Origin of the sequence: Serratia sp. CY38905, assembly GCF_052168875.1 — a bacterium.
Lineage (GTDB): Bacteria > Pseudomonadota > Gammaproteobacteria > Enterobacterales > Enterobacteriaceae > Serratia > Serratia sarumanii.
Genome location: NZ_JBJNLV010000012.1, coordinates 58,300 through 82,212, shown reverse-complemented (window position 1 = coordinate 82,212; position 23,913 = coordinate 58,300). Strand labels below are relative to the sequence as shown.

The window sequence follows — 23,913 nt, the reverse complement described above, 5'->3', positions numbered from 1 at the left end:
AACTAAGTACCTCGAACTTAACCCCCGCAGGCTGGTGTACCCTGAAGAGGACAGCTCTTAATCCTTGCGTTGCTGGAGACGCCGTAGCGATCTCTCGCGCCGAGTATGCTCCCGGCTGAGATCCAGCAAGATTTCCTCGATAAACGCCAAGTGGCGATGCGAGGCTTCACGGGCCTTTTCCGGCTCGCGTGCCACAATCGCCTCAAAAATTCCGGCGCGGTGGCTGCTCACTTTTGCCAACATCTCACGGCGCGAGTAGAGCAATTCAAAGTTCTGACGCACGTTCTGTTCCAGCATCGGCCCCATGCAGCGTAGCAGGTGAAGTAACACAACGTTGTGGGCAGCTTCGGTCACGGCGATTTGATACTGCATGACCGCATCGGCTTCGGCATCGAGATCGCCGCTGTCTTGAGCCTGTTGAATCACGATGTGGCAGTCGCGGATGCGCGCCAGATCTTCATCGGTGCCGCGCAGCGCCGCGTAATAGGCGGCAATGCCTTCCAGCGCGTGACGGGTTTCCAGCAGATCGAACTGTGATTCGGGATGGTCGGCCAGCAGCTCGGCCAGCGGATCGCTGAAGCTCTGCCACAGATTAGTTTGCACGAAGGTGCCGCCGCCCTGACGACGCAGGAGCAGCCCTTTCGCTTCCAGGCGCTGAATGGCCTCTCTCAGAGAAGGACGGGAGACATCAAATTGTTTCGCCAGCTCGCGCTCCGGAGGCAGTTTTTCCCCTGGGCGCAGTGTCCCCTCGAGGATCAGATATTCGAGCTGTTGCTCGATAACATCTGACAACTTGGGTTGGCGGATTTTGCTGTAGGCCATGAGTGAATTCTTCTCTGCGAATGGCGCGGAGTCAATTGGTAATACCAATTTCAAAAACGTGACGGTAAAGTAACAAAGTATTCACCTCCTGTCCATACGGGCCTTGATCGAAATCAGGTTACCCGCACATTTTAACACCCCGCTGAAAACCCCGCTGCAAACCGGTAACGCCGTGATGGTATTACCATTTACGCGCCGGGTTGGGGATTTAACTTTTACCAAACCTTACGCAAGGAAGAGTGCAAACTTTTTGCCCAAGTTTTATTGCATGGTTATGACGCTTTAATGAATGGCTATTTGGCGAGCAGCGCCACGGTGATTCGTTCATTATTTGAACGCGCGCCGCCGCTCGGATCTACGTTATTTTTGCGCATTATGTGATTTGTTGCTTATTTCATGCACTGAATCCCCCCTGCCGTCACACAACCCGCATTTTGTTTCCTAAACTGCTGCAATCTTAATCACTCACACGACAAAGCAGGTGCAAACCGACGCACATAACATTATTCTCTGCCAAACGGTAGCGGCGCCGTGGAATTAATAGCTATAACGCCGTAAATAAAACAAAACACACATCGTAACCACTGCTTTACAGGCATGTGGGCATTCACAACGACAGAGGGTTTGATTGATGGATGGTCAACAGCATGGTGACCAGCTGAAACGCGGCCTGAAAAACCGCCATATTCAGCTCATCGCCTTAGGTGGCGCAATCGGCACCGGGTTATTTCTCGGTATCGCTCAAACAATAAAAATGGCCGGCCCGTCAGTGCTTCTCGGCTACGCCATCGGCGGCTTCATCGCGTTTCTGATCATGCGCCAGCTGGGGGAGATGGTGGTGGAAGAGCCGGTTGCCGGTTCCTTCAGCCACTTCGCCTACAAATACTGGGGCAACTTCGCCGGCTTCGCCTCCGGCTGGAACTACTGGGTGCTGTATGTCCTGGTGGCGATGGCGGAACTGACCGCGGTCGGCATCTACGTGCAGTACTGGTGGCCGGAGATCCCCACCTGGGTTTCCGCCGCGGTATTCTTTCTGGCGATCAACGCCATCAACCTGGCCAACGTCAAAGTTTACGGCGAGATGGAGTTCTGGTTCGCCATCATCAAGGTGGTGGCGATTATCGGCATGATCGTGTTCGGCGCCTACCTGCTGTTCAGCGGCATGGGCGGCCCGGAGGCCACCGTCACCAATCTGTGGGCGCAGGGCGGGTTCTTCCCGAACGGCGTCATGGGCCTGGTGATGGCGATGGCGGTGATCATGTTCTCCTTCGGCGGCCTAGAGCTGGTCGGCATCACCGCCGCCGAAGCCGACGACCCGCAAAAGAGCATTCCGAAAGCCACCAATCAGGTGATCTACCGCATCCTGATCTTCTATATCGGTTCGCTGGCCATTCTGCTGTCGCTGTACCCTTGGGGCAAAGTGGTCGAAGGCGGCAGCCCGTTCGTGCTGATCTTCCACGCGCTGAACAGCAACCTGGTGGCTACCGTGCTGAACATCGTGGTGCTTACCGCCGCGCTGTCGGTGTACAACAGCTGCGTCTACTGTAACAGCCGCATGCTGTACGGCCTGGCGCAGCAGGGCAACGGCCCGAAAAGCCTGTTGAAGGTCGACGGCCGCGGTGTGCCGGTGGTGGCCATCGGCATTTCCGCCCTCGCCACCGCGCTGTGCGTGCTGATTAACTACCTGATCCCGGGCCGCGCCTTCGAACTGTTGATGGCGTTGGTGGTATCGGCGCTGGTGATCAACTGGGCGATGATCAGTCTGGCGCACCTGAAGTTCCGCGCCGCTAAAAATCGCGAAGGCGTGGTGCCGAAGTTCAAAGCCTTCTGGTACCCGTTCAGCAACTACCTGTGCCTGCTGTTCATGGCCGGCATCCTGGTGATCATGTACCTGACGCCGGGCATTCAAATCTCGGTGCTGCTTATCCCGGTGTGGGTGGCGATCCTGGCCGTCGGTTACGCCATCAAACAGCGCAGCCAACGCGTCGACGGCGTCACCAGCCGTTGAACCCCGTGACCGCGCGGTAAAATGGCCCGCTGATGCGGGCCATTTTTTTCGCCTGAACGCCGCTTACTTGCGCAACGCTTTCACCTGTTCGGCGGTGATGTCCGCCGGCAAGCCGCCCCAGGTCACGCGCAGATAATTCACCAGCTCCGCCACGTCGGCATCGCTCAGCCGTTCGCCGAAGCCCGGCATGCTCTGCATGCTTTCGCCGTTCGGGAACTGCTGAGCCGGCAGGCCGTCCAGCACCGACACGATCAGGTTCTTGCCGTCCACCTGGCGCAGCGTGGCGTTATCGCGCATCGCCGGTGCGACGTGCGGTTTGCCCTCGCCTTCGCGGGCGTGGCAGCCGGCGCACTGATCCAGATAGGCCATGCGCCCGGCATCACTGCCCTGGCCCATTTTCACCGGCACCGCCGCCGGCGGCTGCTCGCCCATCAGATACAGCGCCAGCGCCTGATGGTCTTCCGGCGTTAAATGCCGGGTGCTGAGATCCACCACCATGTGCATCTCGCTGAAGGCGGAACCCTGCGGCGCGAGGCCGGTGCTGAGGAAGCGGCTGATGTCCTGCGGCGTCCAGCCGCGCTGCGCCAGGCCGTGCGGCGTAATGTCCGGCGCCATGAAGCGGCCGAGATCGCCGCCCTGCATCGGCTTGGCGAGATCCATCTGCCCCAGCGCGCCGCGCGGCGTGTGGCATTCGCCACAGTGGCCCAGCACGTCGGCCAGATAGCGGCCGCGCTGCCATTGCGGCGAGCTGCCCTGCGAACTGGCCGGCAGCGGATCCTGGCTGCGGAACAGCAGGTTCCAGCCGATCAGCGCCATGCGCTGGTTGAACGGGAACGGCATCTCGTTGGCCGGAATGGCCACGTCCACCGCCGGGCGCGTCATCAGGTAAGCGTAGATGTCGTCGGCGTCCTGACGTGACATGCCCTTGTACGAGGTGTAAGGCATCGCCGGGTACAGGTGTCGCCCGCCCGGCGCCACGCCCTGCGTCAGCGCCAGGAAGAAGTCGTCCCTGGTCCAGCGCCCGATGCCGTGGTCGGCCGACGGCGTCAGATTGCTGCCGTAAATCGTGCCGAACGGCGTTTCCAGCGGATAGCCGCCGGCCAGCGGCGCCCCGCCGCTGGCGGTATGACAGGCGGCGCAGTCGGCGGCCAGCGCCAGATAGCGGCCGCGGGCGATCTGTTCGGCGCCGGCGGTCACCTGCTGCACCGGGCCGTCGTAACGGCGGTTTTCCCGCCACCACAGCAGCGCAATCACCACGATCGCCACCAGCACAATCAATACTGCGAGACGTTTTTTCATTGCGCCGTCTCCTTCAGCAGGCCCGGCGTTTTCAGCACCACGTCGCGCACCGCTTCGTAGTAACGCACATAGCCGGTGCAGCGGCAGATGTGGCTGTCCAGCGCCTGCTCGATGGCGCTTTCCAACTGCTCACGAACGATAGGCTCACGCTTGAGCTTTTCCACGAAAATGGTGGCGGCGTTGACGAAGCCCGGCGTGCAATAGCCGCACTGGAAGCTGTAGTGCTCCAGAAACGCCTGCTGGATCGGCGACAGTTCAACCACCTCGCCCTGCTCGTCCACCTTGGCGTGGCCTTCGACGGTACGCACTTTCTTGCCGTTGAAGAAATGCGCGCCGGTGATGCAGGTGCGCACCTCTTCACTGGTGCCGCTCGGGTGATCGACGATCGCCACGCAGGCGTGGCAAATGCCCTGCCCGCAGCCGAGGCGCGAGCCGGTCAGGTCAAGGTATTCGTGCAGGAAATCGATCATCATCAGGCCTTCCGGCACCTCGATTGGGCCGTATTGCTTCTGGTTGATGGTCAGGGAGATCGGCTGGGTTTTAATGCTCATTGTAATACCTCACGAATATTTTCTGCACGAACGGGCAAATCACGGAAACGGTGGCCGGTGGCGTCGGCGATGGCGTTGACCAGCGCGGCCACAATCGGGATCATCACCACCTCCGCCATGCCTTTCGGCGGATCGGTTTCCGACAGCGCCGGCAGGATGTCGCCGCTCTGCTTCCACACCGCCACATCGCTGGCGCGGGGCAGGTGGTAACGGTTGAAGTTCCAGGTGCCGTTGCCCGGCCCGTCTTCGTACAGCGGTAAATATTCGTGCAGCGCATGGCCGATCCCCATCGCCAGCCCGCCCTGCAGCTGGCCGGAAACCAGTTCCGGCACGATCAGGTTGCCGCACTCCATGATCGAATGGTGATTCAGCAATTCCACCTGGCCGGTGGTGATATCCACCGCCACTTCCGCCAGCGTGCCAACGGCGCTGTAGTAGGTCACCGCCGCATTGTTGCGCTGGGTTGGCGGGTAGTAGACCTGCTCACGCGCCAGCGGTTTGAATTCGCCGCCGGCATTGCGCAGCGCCATGCCGTCGATCGGCAGGCGTTCGCTTTTGCCGCTCAGCGTGAAATCGGCCTCCGCCCACTGCCAGCGGTTGAAGACGTGTACCGCCGCGCCGGTGACGCCGCCCATCTGATAGGCCGTCTTGGCCAGCAGCTCGAGGCTCAGCACCGACATGCCCGCCGCCGTCAGGCCGCCTTCGACCCAACGCGCATCTTCACGCCGCACCACCAGCGGCGCCGCCTGGCCGCCGCCGATGCCGGCCTGCCACAGCGCCATCGCCGCCGGCCACAGGCCGTGATCGAAGATCAGGCGCGCCGCTTCGCGGGTGCTGTGCGAGAAGTAATAGGCCGAGTTGCTGGCGCTGGACGGCGAACAGTAGCTCGGCGTCCAGTTAGGGTTGGTTTGCAGCTTGTCCTGCTCCTCCTGCGACATCAGGTAGGGATCGCCGCTGGTGACCATCGGCAGCACCGACCAGTCGGTGACCGAGAAATGCGCTTCGTCGGCCGGTTTGCCCAGCCACTGCGCGCACAGCACCGACTGCGAGGTCGACATGCCGGTGCCCATCTCCGCGCCGCTGTGATGCAGCGTGATGCGGCCGTCTTCGCTCAGCTCCACCCGGGCGAACGAGGTTTCCGCCCCGGTGCCGAAGTCTTTCTGCACGCAGCCGAAGCCAACGCCATAGCGCTTGCCGGGATGGCGGCTCTCAAACTCGGCCTTGCGTTCAGCGCGCTTGAGCCACATCTCATGCTTCGCCGCCTTCTCCAGCACTTCATCGGCGCGGATCGCACCGGCCGGGATCGCCCCCTGGGTGTTTTTCATGCCGGATTTCAGCACGTTGCGCAGGCGGAACTCGATCGGGTCGATCTTCAGCTCGGCGGCCAGCTCATCCACCATCATCTCGGTGGCGGCCATGCTCTGCAGCGTGCCGTAACCGCGCGCCGAGCCGGCGTCGATGGCGCGTGAGGCCAGCCCGACCGACGACAGATCGCTTTTCGGGAAGTAGTAAATCGACTGCGCGGCGGTCGCGCCGACCATCACCACCGAAGGGGTAAAGTTGCTGCGGCCGCCGCCGTCCGCGGTCATGTCGCCGAGGAACGACTGCATGACGCCGGTCTGCTTATTCACCGCGATGCGGTAATTCATGTCGAACGCGTGGCGCTTCAGCGCCGTCTGGAACTGCTCGAAGCGGTCGTTGGCCAGGCGCACCGGGTGGCCGTCGCCGTACATCGCCGCCACCGCGCCGTAATACGGGAAGTTGTAGTGATCTTTCGAGCCGTAGCCCACGGTGTAGCACGGGTGCAGGATAAGCTGTTTCACCGGCGGGTTGCGCTTGGCCAGCATGCGCGGCATCTCGTCGGCCACTTCCTGCGGCGACTGGGTCGGCACCACCAGATGCAGCGTTTGCGTCTCGGCATCGAACCAGCCGTTGGCGTTGTCCGGCTCCAGCGCCGAGGTGTCGATCGACTGCGTGGTGTAGCGGCGCGACATCACCAGCCAATCGGCCGGCGGATTGGCCATCTCGTCGGCGATCAGGCCCGCATAGCGCATGCCTTCCTGATCCAGCTTGCCGCCCTCGCGCCCTTCCGGCCACACCGGCAGGTGTTTTTTCATCGACACCGGGAAGATCGGCGTGTCCTTCAGGCTGGAGAAGCGATCGTCGTCGAACGGCTGATCGCCCCCCACCCGCACATAGCGGAAGCTGCCCCAGGGATCGCGCTCCAGCGGGCCGGTGACCGCGCCGTATTTGATGGTTTCCTCACGGAATTTCAGCTTGTCCTTGGCGAAGCGGAAACGGGCGAAGTCGTGATAGATCAGTATCGCCACCGCCTGGCCGAGATAGGCCGGGGTTTTGCCGCTCGGCAGCAGCATGTCGTCGCCGTAGAACGCCGGGAAGGCCAGGCCGTCGCGCGCCAGATCTTCCGCCGTCACCAGGCGATCCGGCTGCAGGTCGTCCCCCAGCAGCGACAGATCGACGCCCTCGAACAGCCGGTCGGCTTTAGTGACGCGAAGAATGAAGGCGTGCGCCTGTTTCTGCGGCCAGTGCGGCATGTCCACCGCGCGGATGTCGCGCGCGAACACCTTCTGCCCCATGACCTTGGCGCGGCCATCGATACGGAAACGGACGCGTTTGGTCTGCGGATCCCAGTTGGGTGACTGGAGGATTTTTTGCTCGAACAGCGCGGCGTAGGCGCGGCTGTACAGGGGCGCGAGGTACACGGACACCCCCGCAATCACGGCGCCTTTGATAAAGCGGCGCCGCGACGGGTTGAAATTGCTCATAAATAAGTCCTTCACGTCTTTCTTGTAATTGGTTTTTGTTCGCGGTGTTGTTGCGCAAACGCTGACGACCTTGCCGTAGACGTCATAAGCATATGCTTATAACTAAAATTATGTGATGATTAACAGACTGTTTTCAACAAAAAAACATTTACAAAACACAGGTAGTTTGTAGGCTAATAAATAATTTGCGCAAACGCGGACTTCAACCATGACCACGGGCATTGTCATTACCGCCGCCGGACGCGGGGAGCGCTTTATTCAGGCCGGCGGCCGGGGCAACAAATTGAACGCCGGATTTGCCGATGCGGCGGGCGAGCGGCGATCGCTGTTCGAACACACCCTGCGCCAGGCGCTGGCCTCCGGCCTGCCGGTCCAGGTGGTGACCCGGCCGGATAATCTGCCGGTGCTGGCCGCCTGCGCCGCCAACCAGGTGCCGGTCACCCTGCTCGCCAGCGCGGGCCTCGGCGACTCGATCGCCGCGGGCGTTGCGGCCACGCCGCACTGGCAGGGCTGGCTGATTCACCTGGCCGATATGCCGTTCGTCGGCGCCGATGTTTTCCGGCAGGTGGCGGATGCCTTACGGCAGCACGCGATCGTGCGCCCCTGCTATGCGCAACAGCCCGGTCATCCGGTCGGCTTTTCCGCTCTATTGCGCAAACCCCTTTGCCAACTGCGCGGCGATAATGGCGCGCGTGAACTGCTGCAAGGCGCGGCAGTGCACCTGCTGCCGCTTGAGCACCCCGGCGTCGTGCAGGATATTGATCTTCCATCGCAACTCCCGGCCAGCGAGTAAATTCACCTATGCAACATCTTGACGTCACCGTGGTCAGCCAGGCGATAAGCTGGCTGCAGCAACAGCCGGTCTGGTTATGTACCGTGCTCAGCACCTACGGCTCTTCGCCGCGCTCGCCGGGCGCGCTGATGGCGGCGACCCGCGACGGCCGCTACAGCGGCTCGCTGTCGGGCGGCTGCGTGGAGGAGGATTTTTTGCGCCGCGTGGCCGCCGGGGAGTATCAGGCGGCCAGCCAGGTGATTCGCTACGGTGAAGGCGGCATGACGCCCAACGTGGCGCTGCCCTGCGGCGGCGTGCTGGACGTGCTGATCGAATACCTGCCGGCGAGTGAAGCCAGCATCGCTTACCTGCGGCGCATCGCCGGCGCGCTGGAAGGGCATCACGCGTTGATCAAACGCCTGACGCTGCCCAACGCCTGCCACAGCCTCGAGCAGAGCCACTTCACCAGCGCCACCCAGATCGAACGCCGGCTTGAGCAGATCACCCTGCACATCGCGGCCGCGCCGCGCCTGCTGATCGCCGGGCTGTCCAGCGTGGCGCTGTACTGCGCCGATTTCGCCATGGCGCTGGGGTTTGAGGTGCTGGTGTGCGAGAACCGCCCGGAGGCGCTGGATAACTTTGCCGCCGAGCTGAAACCGGGCGTGACGTTGCTGCGTCAGTTTCCGGCCAAATTCATTGAGGAAGGGGGTTGCCACGCCAATACCGCCGTCGTGGCGCTGACCCACGATCCGCGCATGGACGACCTGACGCTGATGGAAGCGATCCACACCCCGGCGTTTTACATCGGCGCCATGGGCTCGCTCAGAAACAGCGCGCGGCGGCGCCAGCGTTTGCAGCAGATTGCCGAATTCACCCCGCAGGAGCTGGAACGCATCCATGCGCCGATCGGCCTGCCGCTGGGCAGCAAAACCCCGGCGGAGATCGCCCTGGCGGTGATGGCGGCGATCGTGCAGCAAAAAAACCGGCTGCCGGCCGCCGACGGGCTCAATGCAGCGGCACCACCGGCACCAGATGCTGCAACTCCAGATGCAGCTCCTCTTTCCCGCTCAGCGAATAGCTGAACACCGTAATGTCCGGCCCGTCACCGCGGGCCAGCCCCATTTCGGGCAGCACCTGCGTGTAGATTTGAATGATGTGGTCATTGAGCGCCACCGGCTTGCCGGAATAGCGAAAACGGCAAAACTCGCCGTGGATCTCCGGCAGCGGCTCCAGCACCACGCCTTCGCGCAGCGGGTATTCCGTCGTCACGCCCAGGGTATAATCGACCCTGACCCGCTCGCCGTCCGGCACCAATTGGGTAAACGAATAGGTTTGCATCGGGCGCTCGCCCAATAAGGTATAGAACTGCGCCCGCAGCGCGCTGCGCTGCGGCAGGTGTGACTTGTCCAGCTTCTCGATATCCAGGTGATAAGCGTACTGCTTGCCGTGAAAGGCGTATTGCCCGCTGGCGATGCTGACGCGTTCGACCTGAATATCGCCCGGCTGGCTGGCCGCCAGCGAACGCACCAGATTGCTGAAGTCCTGCTTGCGGGCATGGCGATAGACGCTGGGCGATTCGGCGAAGTGTTTCTTGAAACAGCGCGAGAACGTCTGCTGGTTATCGAATTGGTATTCGACCGAGATATCGAGGATGCTCTTCTGCGTAAAACGCAAGGCGAAGGCGGCGAGATAGAGGCGGCGAGCGCGGATATACGAAGCTAACGATAATCCGGTCTGCTTCTTGAACATGCGCTGCAGATACCATTTCGTATAGCCTGACTTGGCGGAAACGATATCCAACGACAGCGGATTGGTCAGATTATCCTCAATCCAGACCAGCAATTCCTTGATATGACTTTCCTGCGTACTCATGTGCTTGCCGAGCCTTCTGTTGCCGATATTCCATTAGTCGAATTTTAGTGCTGTCCGCGTAGGGTATACAGGTTAAAACTCGCCGTCCAGCAGGCTACAGGACTTTACACAATCCCCTTCACCGCCCGCAGGCGGCGAAGGGGGCCGCGCTTATTTCAGGCAGCTTGAGCACTGACCGGCCTGGATCTTCTGGAAGAAGTCATTGCCTTTGTCATCCACCAGGATAAACGCCGGGAAATCTTCCACCTCGATTTTCCAGATCGCTTCCATGCCCAGCTCAGGGTACTCCACGCACTCCAGGCTCTTGATGCTCTGCTGCGCCAGCACCGCCGCCGGGCCGCCGATGCTGCCGAGATAGAAACCGCCGTGCTTGTGGCAGGCATCCGTTACCTGCTGGCTGCGGTTGCCTTTCGCCAGCATGATCATGCTGCCGCCGTGGGATTGCAGCAGATCGACGTAGGAGTCCATACGCCCGGCGGTGGTTGGCCCCAGCGAACCGGACGCGTAGCCCTCCGGCGTTTTGGCCGGGCCGGCGTAGTAGATCGGGTGATCCTTGACGTACTGCGGCAGGCCTTCACCGCGATCCAGGCGCTCTTTCAGCTTGGCGTGCGCGATATCACGGCCGACGATGATGGTGCCGCTCAGCGACAGGCGGGTGGAAACCGGGTACTGCGACAGCTGTTTGAGGATCTCGGCCATCGGACGGTTGAGATCGACCTTGATCGCCTCGCCCTCCCCGGCCTGGCGCAGCTCCTGAGGAATGAATTTCCCCGGATTGTGCTCCAGTTTTTCCAGCCAGATGCCGTCGCGGTTGATTTTGCCTTTGATGTTGCGATCCGCGGAGCAGGAGACGCCCATGCCGACCGGGCACGACGCGCCGTGGCGCGGCAGGCGCACCACTCGGATATCGTGCGCGAAGTATTTGCCGCCGAACTGCGCGCCCAGACCCAGGTTCTGCGCTTCTTGCAGCAATTCCGCTTCAAGTTCCAGATCGCGGAACGCCTGGCCATGCTCGTTGCCTTCGGTCGGCAGACCATCGTAATACTTGGTCGAAGCCAGCTTGACGGTTTTCAGCGTCGCTTCCGCCGAGGTGCCGCCGATGACGAACGCCACGTGGTACGGCGGGCAAGCCGCGGTGCCCAGCGTGCGCATCTTGTCGACCAGGTAATTTTTCAGTTTGCCCGGCGACAGCAGCGCCTTGGTTTCCTGATACAGATAGGTTTTGTTGGCGGAACCGCCGCCCTTGGCGATGCACAGGAACTTATACTCTTCACCGTCCACGCTGTAGAGATCGATCTGCGCCGGCAGGTTGCTGCCGGTGTTGACCTCTTTGTACATATCCAGCGCGGCGTTCTGCGAATAGCGCAAATTCTCTTGGATGTAGGTGTTGTACACCCCGCGCGACAGCGCGGCTTCATCGCCGCCGCCGGTCCAGACGCGCTGGCCCTTTTTGCCGACGATGATCGCCGTGCCGGTGTCCTGGCAGGTCGGTAAAATACCCTTGGCGGCGATTTCTGAGTTACGCAGAAATTGCAGCGCAACGTACTTGTCGTTTTCGCTGGCGTCCGGATCTTTGAGGATATCGGCCACCTGCTGCTGGTGCGCCGGGCGCAGCATGAACGAGGCGTCGTGGAACGCATGCTGGGCAAGCAGGGTTAACGCTTCAGGGGCAACTTTCAGAATTTCCTGGCCTTCAAATTCGCTCACGGAAACGTGGTCGCGGCTCAGCAGGTAGTATTCGGTATCGTCTTTCTTCAGCGGGAACGGATCTTGATAGTGGAACGGTTTATTCGACATTGATCTCTCACTTGCAACATCAGCTGCGTTAAATTCACACTTGCGGCGCACGGCTCGGCGCCTTGTCAAAAAACTGCCTCCACCTTACGTATTTTTAATCAGTCAGTTATTGCGCCAAATCGCAAAATAACCGCTCTTTGCGTAAGGGATTACCACAGGCAGCGTTTCAACCTTGCTCGGTGAGAACTGCGGGTACAGGCTCATCATGCACGCTTTATTATCCCGCAGTTAACACATTGATTACAATCCATCGGCGGCGATCGTCTTATCAATGTGGCGAAAAAGCGCCGGATGCGATTTACGCGGGGCGTATTGTCAGCCGCCGCGCCATTGCTTAAGCTAGGCCGCAATGAACAAACCGAGAATCCCCATCGCGCTGCAACAAGCGGTAATGCGCTGCCTGCGAGAAAAGCTGCAGCTGGCCCGCCAGCATTTTGCCGTCGAGTTCCCCGAACCCAGCATCGTCTATCAGCAACGCGGCACCAGCGCGGGCACCGCCTGGCTGCAAAGCTGGGAAATCCGCCTGAATCCGGTGCTGCTGCTGGAAAACCAACAGCCGTTTATCGATGAAGTGGTGCCGCACGAGTTGGCGCACCTGCTGGTGTTTCGCCAATTCGGCCGGGTGGCGCCGCACGGCCGCGAATGGCGCTGGATGATGGAAAGCGTGCTGCAGACCCCCGCCAGCCGCACCCACCGCTTCGAAACCGCCTCGGTGCAAAGCAAAACCTTCCCCTATCGCTGCGGCTGCGGGCAGCATCAGCTCACCATCCGCCGCCATAATCGCGTGCTGCGCGGCGAAAGCGAATACCGCTGCCGCCGGTGCGGCGAAAAACTGAAATTTCTCGCTAGCGAGAACCTTTAGTTAAACGATTTATACGTTAAAACAAGCAAATATCGCCATTTGCCACTACCGGCAAGTTCCGTTACCCTGCCTGCTTTTCCAATTTTGAGCTGTTTTGGAATATGCTTCGCAGAATTTTGTTTATCGCGGTTTTCGCCGCAGGCGCCGTACAGGCGCACGGCATCAATAATTTTTCTCAGGCCAAGGCGGCGGCGGCCAAGATTAATCAGGATGCGCCGGGCAGCTTTTACTGCGGCTGCCGCATCGACTGGCAAGGCAAGAAGGGCATCCCGGATCTCGCCGGCTGCGGCTATCAGGTGCGTAAAAACGCCCAGCGCGCGCAGCGCATCGAGTGGGAACACGTGGTGCCGGCCTGGCAGTTCGGCCACCAGCTGCAGTGCTGGCAGGACGGCGGGCGCAAAAACTGCAACAAGGACGCCACCTATCGCCAGATAGAAACCGATCTGCACAACCTGCAGCCGGCGATCGGCGAAGTGAACGGCGACCGCAATAACTTCATGTACAGCCAATGGAACGGCGGCGCCGGCCAGTACGGGCAATGCCCGATGAAGGTGGACTTCAAGAATAAACAGGCGGAGCCGCCCGCCCGCGCCCGCGGCGCCATCGCCCGCACCTACTTCTACATGCGCGATCGCTACCAGCTGCGACTGTCACGCCAGCAAACCCAGCTGTTCGAGGTGTGGAACCGGCAATATCCGGTGAGCCAATGGGAATGTCAGCGTGAAGCACGTATCGCCAAGGTGCAGGGCAACCACAACCCCTATATTCAACAGGCTTGTCAGCAGCGGAAAAGCTAACCTACTATAGCCTTTATCTTTCATGGCGCCGCCAACCCACGGCGCCGTTTCGTCAGGATCAGACTACCCATGCGCATACCCCGCATTTACCATCCGCAGCCGTTGACCGATCGGGCGGAGATCGCCCTCAGCGAGGACGCCGCCAACCACGTCGGCCGCGTGCTGCGCATGAACGCCGGCCAGGCGCTGCAGCTGTTCGACGGCAGCAACCAGGTGTTCGACGCCGAGATAGTCCAGGTGGACAAAAAGAGCGTGCTGGTGCGCCTCGGCGACGGCCGCGTGGACGACATCGAATCGCCGCTCAACCTGCATCTGGGCCAGGTGATCTCGCGCGGCGAGAAGATGGAGTTCACCATCCAGAAATCCATCGAGCTGGGCGTCAACGTCATTACCCCGCTGTTTTCCGAGCGCTGCGGCGTCAAACTGGACGGCGAGCGTCTGGCGAAGAAAATCCAGCAATGGCAAAAGATCGCCATCGCCGCCTGCGAACAGTGTGGCCGCAACCGCATTCCCGAAATCCGCGAGGCGATGTCGCTGGAAGCCTGGTGCGCCGAACAAGACGGCAGCCTGAAGCTCAACCTACATCCGCGCGCCAGCCACAGCATCAACACCCTGCCACAGCCGGTAGACCGCGTCCGCCTGCTGATCGGCCCGGAAGGCGGTTTGTCCGCCGACGAAATCGCCATGACCACCGGCCACGGATTTACTGATATTCTGTTGGGGCCACGCGTGCTGCGTACCGAAACCACAGCGCTCACCGCCATTACCGCTCTGCAGGTCCGCTTCGGCGACCTGGGTTAAAGGAGAAAAGATGATTAAGCTCGGCATCGTGATGGATCCTATCGATTCCATCAACATCAAGAAAGACACCAGCTTCGCCATGCTGCTCGAAGCGCAGCGCCGCGGTTACGAATTGCACTACATGGAGATGAACGATCTCTATCTGCACGCCGGTGACGGGCGCGCCCGCACCCGCCTGCTGAGCGTGAAGGAAGACAAGGAAAACTGGTTCAGCTTCGGCAGCGAGCAGGATCTGGCGCTGCACGATCTGGACGTGATCCTGATGCGCAAGGATCCGCCGTTCGATACCGAATACATCTACGCGACCTACATTCTGGAGCGCGCCGAGGTCAAAGGCACGCTGGTGGTCAACAAGCCGCAAAGCCTGCGCGACTGCAACGAGAAGCTGTTCACCGCCTGGTTCCCTGAGCTGACGCCGGACACGCTGGTCAGCCGCAGCGCCGCGCACATCCGCAAATTCCACCAGCAGCACGGCGACATCATCCTGAAGCCGCTGGACGGCATGGGCGGCGCGTCTATCTTCCGCGTGAAGCAGGACGATCCCAACCTGTCGGTGATCATCGAAACCCTGACCGAACACGGCAGCCGTTTCTGCATGGCGCAGAACTTCCTGCCGGCGATCAAGGACGGCGACAAACGCATCCTGGTCGTCGACGGCGAGCCGGTGCCTTACTGCCTGGCACGCATTCCGGCGCAGGGCGAGACCCGCGGCAACCTAGCGGCCGGCGGCCGTGGCGAAGCGCGCCCGCTGAGCGAGAGCGACTGGAAAATCGCCCGCACCGTCGCCCCGACGCTGAAAGAGAAAGGGCTGATCTTCGTCGGCCTGGACGTGATCGGCGATCGCCTGACCGAAATCAACGTGACCAGCCCAACCTGCGCGCGCGAAATTGAGGCGGCATTCCCGATCTCGATTACCGGCATGCTGATGGACGCGATTGAAAAGCGCCTGGCGGCGAAGTAATGCGCATGCGGGCGGCCTGCCGCCCGCTATCCAGCATCGCGCCCGCCAAAGCCGCCTTTTCGCGGCTTGAAAGGCGGCGGGTATAGCCGCATACTGGCGGCTGTTTATTTTCTCACCCATTGATTACCTTATACTAACGCCATGAATTTACAGCACCATTTTCTGATCGCCATGCCCACCCTGCAGGATCCTCGCTTCAAGCGCTCGGTGATTTACGTCTGCGAGCACAACGAAGAAGGCGCCATGGGTTTGGTGATCAATAAACCGGTGGAGCAGTTCACGGTAGCCACGGTATTGAGCAAGCTGAAGATCATGCCGCCTGCGCGCGATCCGGCCATCAGCCTGGACAAGCCGGTGTTCGCCGGCGGCCCGCTGGCGGACGATCGCGGATTTATCCTGCATACGCCGCGCCACGGCTTCGGTGCCAGCATTCAAATTTCCCCCAACACCATGATCACCACCTCGAAAGACGTGCTGGAAACGCTCGGCACCCCGGAACAACCGGACGACGTGCTGGTGGCGCTGGGTTATGCAGGTTGGGAAAAGGGCCAGCTGGAGCAGGAGGTGTTGGAGAACGCCTGGCTGACCATCGAGGCCAACACCGACATTCTGTTCCGCACGCCGATCGCCAGCCGTTGGCGCGAGGCGGGGAACCTTCTGGGTATCGACATTCGCAGCATCGCCAACCACGCAGGACACGCCTGATGAGCAACCGCACCATTATCGCCTTCGATTTCGGCACCAAAAGCATCGGCGCGGCCGTCGGCCAGGAGTTGACCGGCAGCGCCCGCGCCCTGCCGGCCTTCAAAGCGCAGGACGGCTCGCCGGACTGGCTGAAAATCGAAAAGCTGCTGAAGGAGTGGCAGCCGGATCTGGTGGTGGTCGGCCTGCCGCTGAACATGGACGGCACCGAACAACCCGTGACCGCCCAGGCGCGCAAGTTCGCCAACCGCCTGCACGGCCGCTTCGGCATCCAGATCGATCTGCATGACGAGCGCCTGAGCACCGTGGAAGCGCGCGCCAACCTGTTCGATCGCGGCGGCTTCCGCGCGCTCGACAAAGGCAGCGTGGATTCCGCCTCTGCGGTGGTGATCCTCGAAAGCTGGTTCGAACGGCAGCTGGGTTAACCCTCCGTTCCCTCCCCCGCACTCTCCCCCAACACGCCGGCGTCGATCCGCTGCTGCAAACCTTGCTCAAAGGTTTGCATGCCGGACTGCGCGCCGGTTTGCAACACGCTCGCCAACTGATGGGTTTTCCCTTCGCGGATCAGGTTGCTGACCGCCGCCGTCGCCGTCAGCACCTCAAAGATCGCCACTCGCCCGCCGCCGGGCCGCCTCATCAGCTTTTGCGCGATCACCGCCTGCAGGCTGCCGGCCAGCTGGGCGCGCACATAGGGTTTCTCTTCCGCCGGAAACACGTCCACCAGCCGTTCCACCGCCTGCGGCGCGCTGCGGGTGTGCAACGTCGCCAGCACCAGATGGCCGGTCTCCGCCGCAGTGAGCGCCAGCCGGATGGTGGCGATATCGCGCAGTTCGCCCAGCAGGATCACATCCGGATCTTCGCGCAGCGCGGCGCGCAACGCCGCATCGAAGCTGTGGCTGTCGCGGCCGATCTCCCGCTGCTGGATCAGCGAACGCCGGCTGCGGTGCAGGAATTCGATCGGATCCTCCAGCGTCAAAATGTGCCGCGGCTGGTGCCGGTTGATCTCGTCGATCATCGCCGCCAACGTGGTGGACTTGCCGCTGCCGGTGGCACCGGTGACCAGAAGAAGCCCGTCGTCGCGCCGCAGCAGCGCCGGGACGATGGCCGGCGCCGCCAGCTCGGCAAGCGAGGGCGCCTGCCCGGCGATGCGCCGCAATGCGAGAGACATCCCCGCGCATTGCTGAAAAACGTTGGCCCGCAGCCGCTCCCCGCCCGGCCGGTGCAACGCCAGATCGACCTGCCCCAGCCGCCGCAGGCTCTCGCGCTGCTGCGCATTCAGCAATCCGTCGCAGAGGGCCTGCACGCCTTGCGCCGTCAGCGTTGGCGCCGCCGCCAGCGGCTGCAGTTCACCGTCGATGCGCAACATCGGCGGATGGCCGGCACAAAGGTGCAGATCGGAAGCATTATGCTTTACACTAAGGGTCACGAATTCATCGATATCCATATCACTCTCCCGGGTCAATAATGAGCACTATCCAACAGAACCTGCAGGATGTCAGAAACCGCATCGCGGCCGCCGCGCAAAACTGCGCGCGGGCGCCAGAAGAAGTTGCCCTGCTTGCAGTCAGCAAAACCAAACCTGTGGCGGCGATCGAAGAAGCCATCGCCGCCGGCCAGCGCGCCTTCGGCGAGAACTACGTGCAGGAAGGGGTAGACAAGATCCGGCATTTCGCCGAGTCGCCGCAGGGCGGCGAGCTGGTGTGGCACTTTATCGGCCCGCTGCAATCCAATAAGAGTCGGCTGGTGGCGGAACACTTCGCTTGGTGCCATACCGTAGATCGGCTGCGCATCGCCCAGCGCCTGAGCGATCAGCGCCCGGCCGACCTGCCGCCGCTCAACGTGCTGATTCAAATCAACATCAGCGACGAGCAGAGCAAATCCGGCATCGCGTTAAGCGAACTGCCAGCGCTGGCCGAAGCGATCGCCGCGCTGCCGAACCTGACGCTGCGCGGCCTGATGGCCATCCCGGCACCGGAAGCGGATTATCAGCGGCAGCTGGCGGTATTCAACCGGATGAACGATGCCTTTCTCGCCCTGCGTCAACGTTATCCGCAGGCCGATACGCTATCTATGGGCATGACGGACGATATGGCGGCAGCGATTGCCGCAGGCAGCACCCTGGTGCGCATCGGCACCGCAATTTTTGGCGCCCGCGACTACTCGCAGGCCTGACAAACAGACGAGGGATTTGATGCAACATCGCAAGATTACCTTTATCGGCGCCGGCAACATGGCGCGTGCAATCATCGCCGGCCTGGTGGCGGGCGGCTATCCTGCCAAATCCATCAGCGTCTGCGCCCCTTCGGCGAAAAACCGCGATGCGCTGGCGGCGGACTATGGCATCGTCAGCAGCGGCGACAACGTCGCCTGCGCGCGCGCGGCCGAAGTAGTGGTGCTGGCGGTCAAACCGCAGATGATGGCCGACGTTTGCCAACCGCTGCGCGAGCAGGTCGATTTCAGCGGCAAACTGGTGCTGTCGATCGCCGCCGGTATTCAGGTCAGCCGTTTCTATCAGCTGCTCGGCGACAAGCTGGACATCGTGCGCATCATGCCCAACACCCCGTCGTTGGTCGGCAAGGGCATGAGCGGGTTGTACGCGCCGGCGCAGGTCAGCCAGCAGGATCGCGACTACACCGGCGATTTAATGGCGTCGGTCGGTAAAGTTTGCTGGGTCGATGACGAAAATGGCATCAACGGCGTGATCGCCGCCGCGGGCAGCGCCCCGGCCTATTTCTTCCTGTTTATGGAGGCGATGCAACAAGAGGCCGAACGTATGGGCTTCGACAGCCAGACCGCGCGCGATCTGGTGCAGCAGGCCGCTTCCGGCGCCGCCGCGCTGGTGGAAGCCAACCCGGATACGCCGCTGGGCACGCTGCGCGAGCAGGTGACCTCCAAAGGTGGCACCACCGCCGAAGCGCTGCGGGTGTTCAACGAACGCCAGCTGCCGGAAACCGTGGCGCAAGCGATGCAGGCCGCCGTTTCCCGCGCGCAAGAGATGGAAAAATTATTTTAAATAACCATGAGTTAAGGAGAAGGACCACTTCATGCTAACGCTGACTTTCCTGGTCAAGACCGTTATTGATCTGTACGTGATGGTGCTGTTGCTGCGCATTTGGATGCAATGGACACGCACCGATTTTTACAACCCGTTCTCGCAGTTTGTGGTGAAGATCACCCAGCCGGTGGTCGGCCCGCTGCGCCGCATCATCCCGTCGCTGGGGCCCATCGACAGCGCTTCGCTGCTGCTGGCGTTCCTGCTGATGACCATCAAGTACCCACTGCTGCTGCTGATCCAGGGCGGCGCGATGTCGCTCAGCCCCTATAACCTGCTGTTCGGCCTGATCTCGCTGGTGAAGTCTGCCGGCTACCTGATCTTCTGGGTGATGATCATTCGTGCGCTGATGAGCTGGATCAGTCAGGGCCGCAGCCCGATCGACTATGTAATGTACCAGCTCACCGAACCCTTGATGGCGCCGATCCGTCGCATCATCCCGGCGATGGGCGGCATCGACTTTTCCGCCATGGTGGTGATCCTGATCCTCTATCTGATCAATTACCTGGGCATGGATCTGTTCGGCGAGATCTGGTTCCTGCTGTGAGTGCAGTCACTCCGGTGCTGGACGGGCTGGCGATCAGGCTATATATTCAGCCGAAAGCCAGCCGCGACCAAATTATCGGCTTGCATGGCGACGAACTGAAAGTCGCCATCACCGCCCCGCCGGTCGACGGCCAAGCCAACGCCCATTTGATCAAGTTTATCGCCAAGCAGTTCAAAGTGGCGAAAAGCAGCGTCACCATCGAGAAAGGCGAACTGGGGCGGCATAAACAGTTACGCATCGTGAATCCGCAACAGATCCCCGCCGTGGTCGCGGCGCTCATCGAATAATTTTCAAGGTAGTCATTATGCAAAAAGTCGTTCTTGCCACCGGTAACCCGGGCAAAGTGCGCGAACTCGCCGACCTGTTGGCCGATTTCGGCCTGGACGTGGTCGCGCAAACCGATCTGGGCGTGGAATCCACCGAAGAGACCGGGCTGACGTTTATCGAAAACGCCATCCTGAAAGCGCGCCATGCGGCACAGGTCACCGGCCTGCCGGCGATCGCCGACGACTCCGGCCTGGCGGTAGACGCGCTGGGAGGCGCGCCGGGCATCTACTCCGCGCGCTACGCCGGTGAAGACGCCGACGATCGGCAGAACCTCGACAAGCTGCTGGCGGCGCTGAAAGACGTGGCGCCAGGCCGGCGCGGCGCGCAATTCCACTGCGTGCTGGTCTATCTGCGCCATGCGCAAGATCCGACGCCGCTGGTGTTCCACGGCAGCTGGGCCGGCGAAATCACCGAGCAGGCCGCCGGCGAAGGCGGTTTCGGTTACGATCCTGTCTTCTACGTGCCGGAGCTGGGCCGCACCGCCGCCGAGCTGAGCCGCGACGAGAAGCGAGCGATTTCGCACCGTGGCAAGGCGCTGAAGCTGATGTTGGAAGCCATGCGCAATGCTTAAGCTGCCCCCGCTGAGTCTCTACATCCACATCCCGTGGTGCGTGCAGAAATGCCCGTACTGCGACTTCAACTCCCATGCGCTGAAGGGTGACGTGCCGCATCAGGAGTATGTCGATCATCTGTTGGCGGATCTGGATGCCGACCTGCCGCTGGCCGGCGGCCGGGAGATAAGCACCATCTTCATCGGCGGCGGCACCCCCAGCCTGCTGAGCGCCGAGGCGATGCAAGCCTTGCTGGACGGCGTGCGGGCGCGCATTCGCGTCGCCGACGGCGCCGAAATCACCATGGAGGCCAACCCCGGCACCGTGGAGGCCGATCGCTTCAGCGGCTACCAGTGCGCCGGCGTCAACCGCATCTCCATCGGGGTGCAAAGCTTCAGCGCCGAGAAGCTGACCCGCTTAGGGCGCATCCACGGCCCGGAAGAGGCCAAGCGCGCGGCGACGCTGGCGACCGGCCTCGGCCTGCGCAGCTTCAACCTCGATCTGATGCACGGCCTGCCGGATCAGTCGCTGGAAGAGGCGCTGGACGATCTGCGCCAGGCTATCGCCCTCAATCCGCCTCACCTGTCGTGGTATCAGCTGACCATCGAGCCGAACACCCTGTTCAGCTCGCGCCCGCCGGTTTTGCCGGACGACGACGCGCTGTGGGACATCTTCGAACGCGGCCACCAGCTGCTGAGCGCCGCCGGCTATCAGCAGTATGAAACCTCGGCCTACGCCAAGCCGGGCTACCAATGCCAGCACAACCTCAACTACTGGCGCTTCGGCGACTATCTGGGGATCGGCTGCGGCGCGCACGGCAAGGTGACCTTCAGCGACGGGCGCATCCTGCGCACCGCCAAGACCAAGCACCCGCGCGGCTTTATGCGCGGCGATTACATGGACAAGCAGCATGAGGTGGCGGCGGCGGATCGGCCGTTCGAATTCTTCATGAACCGCTTCCGCCTGCTGGAAGCCGCGCCGCGCGCCGACTTCGCCAACTACACCGGGCTGGCGGAAAGCGTCATTCGCCCGCAGCTGGACGAAGCGCTGGCCAAAGGCTATCTGGAAGAAACCGCGGAGCACTGGCAGATCACCGAGAAGGGCAAACTGTTCCTCAACTCGCTGCTGGAACTGTTCCTGGCGGACGACGAGTAAAAAAAAGCGCTGAATAATCAGCGCTTTTTTATTGGCGTTAATCCGGGTAAAACGTCTGAGACAGAATCTGCTGAGTTTCCCAGATGCCGTTTTCCGGATACACATCCAGCCCGGTTTCGGCCGTGGCGAGCGCAACGGCCTTCGACCAGACGACATCCAGCCAATCAGCATCGCCCAGTTTGCCTTTTAGGCTGGGAGACTCTTTCAAGCTGTAAAGCACCTCTTTGCGCTGCGCTTTAATCGTTCTCTCCCAACTGGTTCCGCGCCTGGCCGGCTGATATTTCCATTTAAGCAAATGTGCAATCAGCACCGTCATCCGGCTAGCAAGTTCCCTTTGCTCGCTCTTCCCCACGTCCTCAATCTCCTCGGCGATCTTTTCAATATCGATCTCAGACAATTTTCCGGAGCGCAAAAGAGCTGCCTGTTCATTTGCCCAGGCGACAACATCGGTTTCGTAACGTGTATGGCTCATAGCGTCCTCCGTAAACATCCCTAAATCTGTACGTAGTTTGACCAGTCTGTCAGATAAGCTTCAGAAGGTCAAAAAACGTTCTCCCGAGGAAATTCTTAACTTACTTCAACGCCTTCAGCAGATCCTTGCGCTGGGTTTCCAGTGCGGTGACGCGGTTGCAAACGTCGCGGCCGAAGTTCTGGAAGTCCTGCTCCTGGTTGTTCCATTCGTTCTGGATCGCCTTCTGCAAGCCGCCCAGGTTGCCCATGATCGCCTGTAGCGGGTTGCCGCCGCTGTTGGCGGCCTGTTTGACGCCCATCTCGTTCAGGCTGTCCTGCAGCACCCCGCCCATGCTTTGCTGCACGATGTTGCGGCCGTCCTGTTCCACCTGGTCAATCGCCTTGTGGTGGAAGGTCAGGCCGTCGCTGCGGTGTTCGATGATGCGGTTCATCTGCTGCTTCAGCTGGCCGTTCAGGGTGGTCAGCCGGTTGCGCACGTTGCTGTTGCTGCCCAGCTCTTTGACGATCACCTTATCCAGCGCCGAACGGGCTTTCTCCAGGTGCTGCTGCGCGCCGTCGTCGATCCACGGCAGCTGCTTGCGCAGCGCGCTCTGGTAGCTGAAGGCTTTCTGCCGCTGGCTGTCATTCAGGCTCAGCGCCTGGCCGTTGCGGATCACGTCGCCATCCGGCGAAATTTGCAGGTCGCCGCTGGCGCCTTTCACCTGCACGCTCTGCGGGCTGATGATCACATCATCCTGGGGTTTAACGCTGCATTGGTACTCGGCGTGGGCCTGCGCGGCAGTCGCCGCCAGCAGCAGTAAGGCTAACCCGGTTTTCTTCAACATAGCTTCTCCTGACTCCCATCCAGATTGGGATTAAAAAATCGAACGACCGATACGTTGAGACAACAGTTCCAGCGCCGCAGTTCCCGCCAGCGAGTTGCCGGAAGCATCCAGCTCCGGCGACCAGACGACGATCGACAACTCATCCGGTACGATGGCTACGATGCCGCCGCCCACGCCGGACTTGCCCGGCATCCCCACCCGATAGGCGAATTCGCCGGCGCCGTCATACATGCCGCTGGTCATCATCAGAGCATTGATCTGCCGGGCCTGCAGCGGGCTGATCACCGCCTCTCCGCTGAGATCGCGGCCGCGATTGGCCAGATAGACGAAGCTGCGCGCCAGCTCCACGCAGCTCATGCGCAGCGCACAGTAGTGGAAATAGGTTTGCAGGACGGTGATCACGTCGTTTTCGAAGTTGCCGAACGACTTCATCAGATAGGCGATGGCCGCATTGCGATCGGAGTGTTCGAACTCGGAGCGCGCCACCCGCAGGTCATAGGCCAGGTCGTCTTCGCCGGCCAGCTGGCGCACCACCTCCAGCATCCGCTGTTTGGGGGCGCTGAGCCGGGTTTGCAGCATGTCGCACACCACCAGCGCGCCGGGGTTGATAAACGGATTGCGCGGTTTGCCCTGTTCCATCTCCAGCTGCAGCAGCGAGTTGAACGGCAGGCCGGAAGGCTCTTTGCCGACGCGCCGCCAGATCTCAGGCTCCTGATAGCGCGTCAGAGCCAGCGTCAGGCTCAGCACCTTGGAGATCGACTGAATGGAGAAGCGCTCCGCGGCGTCGCCGGCCTGGAACAGTTCGCCGTCCACCGTGCAGACGGCGATCGCCAGCCGATCGGCGGGCACTTCCGCCAACGCAGGGATGTAGTCGGCCACTTTCCCCTGGCCAATCAGCGGGCGCACCTGTTGCAGGATCTCCTCCAGCAACGCGTTATCCAATGTTGTTACCACCT

Annotated in this window: 25 protein-coding genes; 15 read left to right on the top strand and 10 right to left on the bottom strand. The window is 61.5% G+C overall.

The annotated features are described in order from the left end of the window. Window positions 1-57 precede the first annotated feature (57 nt). Window positions 58-822, bottom strand: a complete 765-nt coding sequence (pdhR, locus tag ACJ8MK_RS20970; RefSeq protein ID WP_004937490.1) for a pyruvate dehydrogenase complex transcriptional repressor PdhR — start codon at window positions 820-822, stop codon at window positions 58-60. A gap of 631 nt (window positions 823-1,453) precedes the next feature. Here pdhR and ACJ8MK_RS20965 point away from each other — a divergent pair. Then, window positions 1,454-2,830: an amino acid permease gene (locus tag ACJ8MK_RS20965; RefSeq protein WP_033635929.1), complete on the top strand. Its 1,377-nt coding sequence runs from the start codon at window positions 1,454-1,456 to the stop codon at window positions 2,828-2,830. A 63-nt stretch (window positions 2,831-2,893) separates the two neighbouring features. Here the strand turns inward: ACJ8MK_RS20965 and ACJ8MK_RS20960 are convergent, their stop codons facing one another. The 3 genes from ACJ8MK_RS20960 to ACJ8MK_RS20950 are packed head-to-tail and all read right to left on the bottom strand — an operon-like array spanning window position 2,894 to window position 7,466. Continuing rightward, window positions 2,894-4,129 (bottom strand): c-type cytochrome, encoded by a 1,236-nt coding sequence (locus ACJ8MK_RS20960; RefSeq protein ID WP_442518036.1) that lies wholly within the window; start codon window positions 4,127-4,129, stop codon window positions 2,894-2,896. After that, window positions 4,126-4,680 (bottom strand): (2Fe-2S)-binding protein, encoded by a 555-nt coding sequence (locus tag ACJ8MK_RS20955; protein WP_060439202.1) that lies wholly within the window; start codon window positions 4,678-4,680, stop codon window positions 4,126-4,128. Before ACJ8MK_RS20955 ends, ACJ8MK_RS20960 begins: the two co-directional genes overlap by 4 nt. Continuing rightward, a complete protein-coding gene (locus ACJ8MK_RS20950; RefSeq protein ID WP_442518035.1) occupies window positions 4,677-7,466 on the bottom strand; it encodes a xanthine dehydrogenase family protein molybdopterin-binding subunit in 2,790 nt (929 codons plus the stop codon). Before ACJ8MK_RS20950 ends, ACJ8MK_RS20955 begins: the two co-directional genes overlap by 4 nt. Before the next feature lie 208 nt (window positions 7,467-7,674). Between ACJ8MK_RS20950 and ACJ8MK_RS20945 the strand changes: the two genes are divergently transcribed. Further along, window positions 7,675-8,259 carry a nucleotidyltransferase family protein gene (locus ACJ8MK_RS20945; protein ID WP_060439203.1) on the top strand — a complete coding sequence of 195 codons (585 nt, stop codon included), beginning with the start codon at window positions 7,675-7,677 and terminating at the stop codon, window positions 8,257-8,259. Window positions 8,260-8,267: 8 nt separating this feature from the next. Next, window positions 8,268-9,320 (top strand): XdhC family protein, encoded by a 1,053-nt coding sequence (locus ACJ8MK_RS20940; RefSeq protein WP_442518034.1) that lies wholly within the window; start codon window positions 8,268-8,270, stop codon window positions 9,318-9,320. Here ACJ8MK_RS20940 and ACJ8MK_RS20935 read toward each other — a convergent pair. Both ACJ8MK_RS20935 and fumA read right to left on the bottom strand, forming a co-directional pair. Beyond that, window positions 9,244-10,110, bottom strand: coding sequence for a helix-turn-helix domain-containing protein (locus ACJ8MK_RS20935; protein WP_039567215.1), 867 nt, complete (start codon window positions 10,108-10,110; stop codon window positions 9,244-9,246). The genes ACJ8MK_RS20940 and ACJ8MK_RS20935 overlap by 77 nt on opposite strands. Window positions 10,111-10,260: 150 nt before the next feature. Continuing rightward, window positions 10,261-11,907 (bottom strand): class I fumarate hydratase FumA, encoded by a 1,647-nt coding sequence (gene fumA, locus ACJ8MK_RS20930; protein WP_033649593.1) that lies wholly within the window; start codon window positions 11,905-11,907, stop codon window positions 10,261-10,263. 349 nt (window positions 11,908-12,256) lie between these two features. On the opposite strand from fumA, the gene ACJ8MK_RS20925 reads away from it, so the two are divergent. From ACJ8MK_RS20925 to ruvX, 6 genes are all read left to right on the top strand, one after another. Next, window positions 12,257-12,769: a SprT family zinc-dependent metalloprotease gene (locus ACJ8MK_RS20925; protein WP_033654666.1), complete on the top strand. Its 513-nt coding sequence runs from the start codon at window positions 12,257-12,259 to the stop codon at window positions 12,767-12,769. A gap of 101 nt (window positions 12,770-12,870) precedes the next feature. Then, on the top strand, window positions 12,871-13,566 hold the full coding sequence (endA, locus tag ACJ8MK_RS20920; protein WP_033649591.1) for a deoxyribonuclease I: 696 nt from the start codon (window positions 12,871-12,873) through the stop codon (window positions 13,564-13,566). 69 nt (window positions 13,567-13,635) lie between these two features. Then, window positions 13,636-14,367, top strand: coding sequence for a 16S rRNA (uracil(1498)-N(3))-methyltransferase (rsmE, locus tag ACJ8MK_RS20915; protein WP_342176249.1), 732 nt, complete (start codon window positions 13,636-13,638; stop codon window positions 14,365-14,367). Window positions 14,368-14,377: 10 nt separating this feature from the next. Then, window positions 14,378-15,328, top strand: coding sequence for a glutathione synthase (gene gshB, locus ACJ8MK_RS20910; protein ID WP_033635939.1), 951 nt, complete (start codon window positions 14,378-14,380; stop codon window positions 15,326-15,328). Between the two features lie 141 nt (window positions 15,329-15,469). Further along, the gene (locus ACJ8MK_RS20905) at window positions 15,470-16,033 is read left to right on the top strand and encodes a YqgE/AlgH family protein (RefSeq protein WP_033635940.1); all 564 of its coding nucleotides are present in this window, start codon (window positions 15,470-15,472) and stop codon (window positions 16,031-16,033) included. Next, complete coding sequence (gene ruvX / locus ACJ8MK_RS20900; RefSeq protein ID WP_015379046.1) at window positions 16,033-16,455, top strand: Holliday junction resolvase RuvX; 423 nt, start codon at window positions 16,033-16,035, stop codon at window positions 16,453-16,455. Before ACJ8MK_RS20905 ends, ruvX begins: the two co-directional genes overlap by 1 nt. Here ruvX and ACJ8MK_RS20895 read toward each other — a convergent pair. Beyond that, window positions 16,452-17,474 (bottom strand): type IV pilus twitching motility protein PilT, encoded by a 1,023-nt coding sequence (locus tag ACJ8MK_RS20895; protein ID WP_442518033.1) that lies wholly within the window; start codon window positions 17,472-17,474, stop codon window positions 16,452-16,454. The genes ruvX and ACJ8MK_RS20895 overlap by 4 nt on opposite strands. Window positions 17,475-17,494: 20 nt before the next feature. Between ACJ8MK_RS20895 and ACJ8MK_RS20890 the strand changes: the two genes are divergently transcribed. From ACJ8MK_RS20890 to hemW, 6 genes are read left to right on the top strand one after another with little or no spacing between them, the layout of a single operon-like run. Next, window positions 17,495-18,202, top strand: a complete 708-nt coding sequence (locus tag ACJ8MK_RS20890; protein WP_308414405.1) for a YggS family pyridoxal phosphate-dependent enzyme — start codon at window positions 17,495-17,497, stop codon at window positions 18,200-18,202. A gap of 19 nt (window positions 18,203-18,221) precedes the next feature. Continuing rightward, window positions 18,222-19,043, top strand: a complete 822-nt coding sequence (proC, locus tag ACJ8MK_RS20885) for a pyrroline-5-carboxylate reductase (RefSeq protein WP_041036672.1) — start codon at window positions 18,222-18,224, stop codon at window positions 19,041-19,043. A gap of 31 nt (window positions 19,044-19,074) precedes the next feature. Next, a complete protein-coding gene (locus ACJ8MK_RS20880) occupies window positions 19,075-19,629 on the top strand; it encodes a YggT family protein (protein WP_033635944.1) in 555 nt (184 codons plus the stop codon). Continuing rightward, complete coding sequence (gene yggU / locus ACJ8MK_RS20875) at window positions 19,626-19,916, top strand: DUF167 family protein YggU (RefSeq protein WP_033649585.1); 291 nt, start codon at window positions 19,626-19,628, stop codon at window positions 19,914-19,916. The genes ACJ8MK_RS20880 and yggU overlap by 4 nt, the downstream gene beginning before the upstream one ends. A gap of 17 nt (window positions 19,917-19,933) precedes the next feature. Continuing rightward, on the top strand, window positions 19,934-20,527 hold the full coding sequence (locus tag ACJ8MK_RS20870) for an XTP/dITP diphosphatase (RefSeq protein ID WP_442518032.1): 594 nt from the start codon (window positions 19,934-19,936) through the stop codon (window positions 20,525-20,527). Then, the gene (gene hemW / locus ACJ8MK_RS20865; RefSeq protein WP_308414407.1) at window positions 20,520-21,662 is read left to right on the top strand and encodes a radical SAM family heme chaperone HemW; all 1,143 of its coding nucleotides are present in this window, start codon (window positions 20,520-20,522) and stop codon (window positions 21,660-21,662) included. Before ACJ8MK_RS20870 ends, hemW begins: the two co-directional genes overlap by 8 nt. Before the next feature lie 37 nt (window positions 21,663-21,699). Here the strand turns inward: hemW and ACJ8MK_RS20860 are convergent, their stop codons facing one another. The 3 genes from ACJ8MK_RS20860 to glsB all read right to left on the bottom strand — a co-directional run bounded on the left by ACJ8MK_RS20860 (window position 21,700) and on the right by glsB (window position 23,911). Continuing rightward, on the bottom strand, window positions 21,700-22,134 hold the full coding sequence (locus tag ACJ8MK_RS20860) for a DUF29 domain-containing protein (RefSeq protein WP_019456096.1): 435 nt from the start codon (window positions 22,132-22,134) through the stop codon (window positions 21,700-21,702). Between the two features lie 100 nt (window positions 22,135-22,234). Then, the gene (locus tag ACJ8MK_RS20855) at window positions 22,235-22,957 is read right to left on the bottom strand and encodes a DUF2884 domain-containing protein (RefSeq protein ID WP_033635949.1); all 723 of its coding nucleotides are present in this window, start codon (window positions 22,955-22,957) and stop codon (window positions 22,235-22,237) included. 30 nt (window positions 22,958-22,987) lie between these two features. After that, on the bottom strand, window positions 22,988-23,911 hold the full coding sequence (glsB, locus tag ACJ8MK_RS20850; RefSeq protein ID WP_039567907.1) for a glutaminase B: 924 nt from the start codon (window positions 23,909-23,911) through the stop codon (window positions 22,988-22,990). Window positions 23,912-23,913: the final 2 nt, after the last annotated feature.

What these genes read in the sequence shown, in the direction of transcription:
- ACJ8MK_RS20880 (WP_033635944.1), top strand. Translation starts at nt 19,075, where the DNA reads ATGCTAACGCTGACTTTCCTGGTCAAGACCGTTATTGATCTGTACGTG.
- ACJ8MK_RS20905 (WP_033635940.1), top strand. Translation starts at nt 15,470, where the DNA reads ATGAATTTACAGCACCATTTTCTGATCGCCATGCCCACCCTGCAGGAT.
- ACJ8MK_RS20890 (WP_308414405.1), top strand. Translation starts at nt 17,495, where the DNA reads ATGAGCACTATCCAACAGAACCTGCAGGATGTCAGAAACCGCATCGCG.
- ACJ8MK_RS20895 (WP_442518033.1), bottom strand. Translation starts at nt 17,474, where the DNA reads ATGGATATCGATGAATTCGTGACCCTTAGTGTAAAGCATAATGCTTCC.
- ACJ8MK_RS20855 (WP_033635949.1), bottom strand. Translation starts at nt 22,957, where the DNA reads ATGTTGAAGAAAACCGGGTTAGCCTTACTGCTGCTGGCGGCGACTGCC.
- hemW (WP_308414407.1), top strand. Translation starts at nt 20,520, where the DNA reads ATGCTTAAGCTGCCCCCGCTGAGTCTCTACATCCACATCCCGTGGTGC.
- ACJ8MK_RS20925 (WP_033654666.1), top strand. Translation starts at nt 12,257, where the DNA reads ATGAACAAACCGAGAATCCCCATCGCGCTGCAACAAGCGGTAATGCGC.
- ACJ8MK_RS20935 (WP_039567215.1), bottom strand. Translation starts at nt 10,110, where the DNA reads ATGAGTACGCAGGAAAGTCATATCAAGGAATTGCTGGTCTGGATTGAG.
- ACJ8MK_RS20960 (WP_442518036.1), bottom strand. Translation starts at nt 4,129, where the DNA reads ATGAAAAAACGTCTCGCAGTATTGATTGTGCTGGTGGCGATCGTGGTG.
- ACJ8MK_RS20950 (WP_442518035.1), bottom strand. Translation starts at nt 7,466, where the DNA reads ATGAGCAATTTCAACCCGTCGCGGCGCCGCTTTATCAAAGGCGCCGTG.
- ACJ8MK_RS20965 (WP_033635929.1), top strand. Translation starts at nt 1,454, where the DNA reads ATGGATGGTCAACAGCATGGTGACCAGCTGAAACGCGGCCTGAAAAAC.
- ACJ8MK_RS20860 (WP_019456096.1), bottom strand. Translation starts at nt 22,134, where the DNA reads ATGAGCCATACACGTTACGAAACCGATGTTGTCGCCTGGGCAAATGAA.
- rsmE (WP_342176249.1), top strand. Translation starts at nt 13,636, where the DNA reads ATGCGCATACCCCGCATTTACCATCCGCAGCCGTTGACCGATCGGGCG.
- fumA (WP_033649593.1), bottom strand. Translation starts at nt 11,907, where the DNA reads ATGTCGAATAAACCGTTCCACTATCAAGATCCGTTCCCGCTGAAGAAA.
- endA (WP_033649591.1), top strand. Translation starts at nt 12,871, where the DNA reads ATGCTTCGCAGAATTTTGTTTATCGCGGTTTTCGCCGCAGGCGCCGTA.
- pdhR (WP_004937490.1), bottom strand. Translation starts at nt 822, where the DNA reads ATGGCCTACAGCAAAATCCGCCAACCCAAGTTGTCAGATGTTATCGAG.
- ruvX (WP_015379046.1), top strand. Translation starts at nt 16,033, where the DNA reads ATGAGCAACCGCACCATTATCGCCTTCGATTTCGGCACCAAAAGCATC.
- gshB (WP_033635939.1), top strand. Translation starts at nt 14,378, where the DNA reads ATGATTAAGCTCGGCATCGTGATGGATCCTATCGATTCCATCAACATC.
- ACJ8MK_RS20940 (WP_442518034.1), top strand. Translation starts at nt 8,268, where the DNA reads ATGCAACATCTTGACGTCACCGTGGTCAGCCAGGCGATAAGCTGGCTG.
- ACJ8MK_RS20870 (WP_442518032.1), top strand. Translation starts at nt 19,934, where the DNA reads ATGCAAAAAGTCGTTCTTGCCACCGGTAACCCGGGCAAAGTGCGCGAA.
- ACJ8MK_RS20945 (WP_060439203.1), top strand. Translation starts at nt 7,675, where the DNA reads ATGACCACGGGCATTGTCATTACCGCCGCCGGACGCGGGGAGCGCTTT.
- ACJ8MK_RS20955 (WP_060439202.1), bottom strand. Translation starts at nt 4,680, where the DNA reads ATGAGCATTAAAACCCAGCCGATCTCCCTGACCATCAACCAGAAGCAA.
- proC (WP_041036672.1), top strand. Translation starts at nt 18,222, where the DNA reads ATGCAACATCGCAAGATTACCTTTATCGGCGCCGGCAACATGGCGCGT.